The 5003-nt window shown below is 60.8% G+C and carries 2 protein-coding genes, 1 tRNA gene and 2 pseudogenes; 2 read left to right on the forward strand and 3 right to left on the reverse strand.

Features of this window, described 5'->3' with window-relative positions; translation table 11 throughout:
* A pseudogene (locus tag K309_RS0133910) lies at positions 1-402 on the forward strand (transposase); the annotation flags it as partial.
* Between the two features lie 153 nt (positions 403-555).
* On the opposite strand, the gene K309_RS0133915 reads toward K309_RS0133910, so the two are convergent.
* The 3 genes from K309_RS0133915 to K309_RS0133925 form a co-directional block, all read right to left on the reverse strand.
* On the reverse strand, positions 556-792 hold the full coding sequence (locus K309_RS0133915; RefSeq protein WP_029050350.1) for a hypothetical protein: 237 nt from the start codon (positions 790-792) through the stop codon (positions 556-558).
* Between the two features lie 337 nt (positions 793-1129).
* Positions 1130-3979, reverse strand: coding sequence for an ankyrin repeat domain-containing protein (locus K309_RS0133920; protein WP_029050351.1), 2850 nt, complete (start codon positions 3977-3979; stop codon positions 1130-1132).
* 171 nt (positions 3980-4150) lie between these two features.
* Positions 4151-4238: transfer RNA gene (locus tag K309_RS0133925), tRNA-Ile, on the reverse strand.
* A 516-nt stretch (positions 4239-4754) separates the two neighbouring features.
* Between K309_RS0133925 and K309_RS0133935 the strand changes: the two are divergent.
* Positions 4755-5003, forward strand: a pseudogene (locus K309_RS0133935) (IS6 family transposase); the annotation flags it as partial.

Consider the following 5003-nt stretch of genomic DNA (forward strand, 5'->3'; position numbering starts at 1 on the left):
AACAAGGAGAAGAGCCGCGACCCGGAGATGCACCAGGCTAAGAAAGGCAATGCTTGGCACTTTGGGATGAAAGCTCATATCGGCGTGGATGCGGCTTCTGGGCTGGTACACAGCGTGGTGGGCACAGCGGCCAACGAGTCCGACGTGTCGCAGGCGCATGCCTTGCTGCATGGCCACGAGGAGAATGCGTTTGACGACGCGGGCTACACCGGCGTGGAGAAGCGCGACGAGATGCAAGGCAAATCCGTGACGTGGCAAGTGGCCGTCAAGCGCGGCAAGATCAAGGCGATGCGTGACGGCGCGGTCAAGGACTTGCTGATCGCCGTCGAGCGGGCGAAGGCCCAGATTCGGGCGCGTGTCGAGCATCCGTTCCATGTCATCAAGAATCTGTTTGGTCATCGCATAGGTTCGCTCTGTATGTTTCGTGTCTGTGTCCCAGCAGGGCATCTCCGCTGCATGCTGTACTCAACAAGCTCACCAGTATTGCCACAAAGCCGTATTCGAACCCTTCATGACCGGCGTTTGACAAGAAACTAGCATCAATGACAACAGTCGTCATTCCTCACCGTCACGCATGCGTCGCACGGACTCCATGACCCCGACCTCGCCGGCGCGCGCGACGCGCGGACGCGGCAGACCGCGCCGCATCTCCGCGAGCTTCTTGAGGTTCACGGTGCAATGGATATGCACTGCGTCTGCTCCAGCCGGCAGCGTCACGCTCACCGACCGGGGCTTCTCCGGCATGTCCGGCGCGCCCTTGCGTGCGCGTTCGATAATCTTGGCTGGCAACATGGCTACCCCTCTTGACATGCCGCCATTATATCGCCATCGCTTCCCGCTTGAAGCGGCCTTTGCTGTCACGGGCCGGCCTGCCGCACTTGCGCTTGTGCGTCATGATTTCCCCTAGGTGGTGGATTTCCAGATGCAGGTCTAGCCGAGCGTGCGAAGCGGCCGCCGAATCGGCCGCCGCCTCGATGCTTGCGGCCCGAACGAAGATAAGACTATCGTCGTCGAGGCGGTAGATCAGTAGAAAGTCACCGCCGCATTTTCTGGCGGTCTGCGCTGACGTCAGTTCGGCACCGAACAGTCAGCCCAGACCTGTACGGCCATACAAAAACACCGCGAGCGATCATGTTGCGCGCGCGGTGGCCAGACGCTTGGCGGCGATCGGGTCGTTGCGCTCAGGCAGGCCGGCCAGTGCCAGGTAGGTGTCGATACGCGGCCAGACAGCATCCCAGGCGAACTCATTGATCAGCGGCAAGTTGAGGGCCTCGTAGATCGGCGCCCAGACCTCTTGCCCCCCTTCCCGGCGTCGTACTGACAGCGCGGGGTTGAACTGATACCAGCCTTGTTCGAAGCGCTTGAAAAGCATCCGGTTGTACGCGTAGTCGCGCCCCACCTCGTTCCTCGACAGCACGCCAGACAGATGCGTGCGCTTGTTGCGCTCCGGGCGCACCACATTGGCAGGCAGGTGCTGCCAGGCCGCTAGCAGCGCTTGCGTTTCGAAAGCGCCATAGGGCCGGCGCTGGTGGTGGGTGAAGCGCGACTTGAACATTGCCCACATCGTCTGGAACAGGAAATATTCGGACAGATGTCGGTCAATGCGCACCAGCCGCGCTCCGGTATTGACGTCAACACTCGCCGGCGCCAGCAATTCGTAGAGTGCTGCAAAGGGTCCGGCGGCGAAGCGGGGATCGCGAAAGGCTTCCAGCATGGCCCAGTGCAAAGCGTTGCGGCCGTAGTGGTCGATGTTCTCGCGATCCGCGCCACGTTCCAGCAAGGCCTCCACCAGTGCAACGTTGCCGGCGGCGGCCGCCGCCATAAGCGGCGTCTGATTCATCGGCAGACGGTGCTCAATGCCGTGCCGTTCGCATTGCCGCAGGATTTCCTTGAAATTACCGGCGAAATACGCGGCAAGGCTTTTGCGAGCCAGGCCGCTTCGTTGTTTCGAGAAATGCTGGGCGACGGCGAAGGCGGCCTCGTGCACCAGCCGTGCGGCGAGTACCGGCTCGTCATGGCTCGCGGCAATTTCATAGAGTTGCTGTTTGGGCTTGGCGCCCGGCACCTGCTCTCGGAATACCTTGAGCAGCAACTCCTGCAGCCTGGTCTGGTCGAATACCGGCCATGGAGGTGGCACTTCCTTCAGGATGCTGCGGCGGATGGCGTCGGCCTGCTCCTGCTTGCCCTGCAGCTCGAGCTTTATCGCTTCCTTCTGCCAGTCCTCGAGCGTGGCTTGCCGCGTCTCGACCTTAGCCTGCCCTCCTTGCGCCGGTTCGAGCAATGCGAATAGTGGATGCGCGGTATCGGATTCAATTAGGTACAGATTCTTGACGGCGCGCGTCAGCGCCACGTAGAGCGCATTGACAAAGAACTTGTAGACCTCCAGCGACTTGTCGCTCTTGTCCCTGGCGCGGCGGTAGGTGAGCGTGTCCGCAGCGAGGTCTTGTCTGTCGACGCCTTCGGCGATATCGGCAAACTCACTGCGATGATCAGAGACGAAGCGGTAAAGCACAATGTTGTCGTATTCCAGCCCCTTCGCTTCATGGATGGAAAACAGCAGGGGCGTGGAAAAATGCCTTCTCGCTTCGGCCTTGTCCTCGTCGCGCAACACAAGTACGGCACACTGCGTCGACTGACGGATGCGCTGGTCAAGCTCTCGCTTGACGTTATCCTTGTCCGGTAGCAATGAGACCTGGCCTGCTTCACCGCCTACCGCGTCGACAAGGAAGTTGCTCTCGCGGTCGATCGAGCCGAAGCGGCGGTGTTTGACCTTGAGCAGTCTGTTAGCAACGCGCGTCGCCTCGCTGCCGTTGCGAAAGTTCGCAGTGAGCACACGCAACGTCTGCTGCTCGGCGAGCTGTGGATCATGCCAGAACAGGCCTTTGACCTGACTCCAGCTGAAGAAATTCGGGTGCACTATTTGGTTGGAGTCGCCGCACAGGAGGAACTGGCCGGGTTTCCTAAGCGTTTTGAGCACCAGCGCCAGCTGCACCATGGTCAAGTCCTGGACCTCGTCGATCACGATGAAATCGTAGCTCGCGCTCGCCAGCGGCTGCCACGCGTGGGCCACCAGGTTGAGGTCATACAGGCCATTGTCCGAAAGCCACGCACGATACTTCTCGAACAGGTCGTAGAGGCGACCGCGCACATCCGCGGCGAAAATGGACTGACGCACCCCAAGGGCCATGTAGGCATCGCGTTCAAGTACGCCTTGCGCCGCGGCAGCGATAACACCGCGGATCTCCTCGAAGGCCTGATGTCCATCAATATCGCGGAAACTGTGGCGCTGGCGCTCAAACCACTGGGCAAAGTCGGGCCATCCCGCCTCGCGGCCCTCCGGCATGCGGATCGATTCGATGAACTCGCGGTAGGAGAGGAAAACCGCCTCCTGGTTGGAATGCTCAAAACCATTGGCGTAGTAGAGATCGCGCGCATTGCGCGCCAGATAAGGGGAGTGGGTGACGTACAGCGTCGCGCCCTCCGCTTGCTTGAGCTTTTCCAGGGTCAGCGCGGTCTTGCCACTGCCGGCGGACCCGACCACGACGAGCGGGGCTGCCTGACGGTAGACAGCTTCCTGCGTATCATCGAAGGAGATCGGCTTGTCCAGTAAGTGGATGTCGGTGCGTGTGGGATGCAGGTACCGCACAGGCTCGGCCGCACGCGCCGCTTCGGCTGCATCGATCTCGGGAATCTTGTTCTCGTTAATCTCCGTGCCGCGCAGGAAACGACTGTTCCGGTAATCATGATTCTCGATCACCTCAAGCATCAGCGCGCAGGTCTGGCCGTCGTGGCGCACCAGCGAGAACAGCAGCCGGTTGGCGTCATCCAGCCGGGCCCGGTAGAACTTGCCGTGCGTGAGGCTGGACAGCTTCTTGACTTGCGCGGCTCGGAAGTCGTCGCGGGAAATCGCTTCGGTGACTTTGCGGTAAGCGCCTTTGACGCGGGAGACGTCAAGACCGACGTATTCGAGAATCTTCATAGCCGAGCGGAGGCGGGGCAGCCTCGAGCGTTCATCAAAGCGGCTATTGTAGTTCGGTCTGGTTGGACCCTCGCTTCATCACCCTCGCGAGCCGCGCTCCGCGGGGCCTCTTCAGGGCTTCTGCGGTTGCGCGGCCATCAATTCGAAGAAGGGAGGGCGCAAGAGCAAGTCTGGTGGGCCGGGTGGGATTCGAACCCACGGTGGGAGATCTCCGGCGGATTATGAGTCCGCTGCCTGCAACCAACACGGCGTCCGGCCCTGTAGCGACGCGCGAGATTTTACCCTGAAGTTCGCACAGTCGCCATTGCCGCTTCTCGATTTGTAGTGATCGATCGGGTCCTCCATCTAGTCTCCTGCCACGCGTGGCCGCGGGCCCAACCGCAGATTTCGGCCAGAGGAACGATTTCCACTTTCGCATCGACCAACTACGGCCGAACTCAGAGGCTAAGTCCGAGGCCGTCACCGAGGTTGGCTGCCAGCGCCGACAAGTTCTGGCAGAACTTGCGTTTTTCCTCTGGCACCCCTGGTTGGGCGGCAATCTATCCCTTGAACAAGCGGAACGACTCTGTGGAGATCGCTGTCAGGCGCTCCATGACGCCCGTTTTGGTAAAGACGATCGAGCTTACCCGAGCGCCACGCAGGAGCTGGGTGATTCCATATGACATGGCTGCCCCGCTGTCATCCGCAATCGTGGACGCCAGCGTCGCTTCCGGGGTTCTGTCGCAGTAACGGTACGGAAGTAGAATTTGCGGTCGTGAAACTTGAAGGCCAGAAAATGATTCAACCAGCGAAGACACCGCGAACGACTCTGCCAGTGGGGATTGCCAAGGTGCTCAAGCGCCTGCACTATCCGCTGGACGTGATCCTGCTGTGCGTGCGCTGGTACGTGGCGTACTCATTGAGCCTGCGCGATCTGGAGGAAATGATGGCCGAACGCGGCATCGCGGTGGGCCATTCCACCGTGCATCGCTGGGTGATCAAACTGCTGCCGCTGTTCGAGAAGGCGTTTCGCCGGCATCAGCGA

The sequence above is a fragment of the Cupriavidus phytohabitans genome (assembly GCF_000426345.1).
In the GTDB taxonomy this organism is placed as follows: domain Bacteria; phylum Pseudomonadota; class Gammaproteobacteria; order Burkholderiales; family Burkholderiaceae; genus Cupriavidus.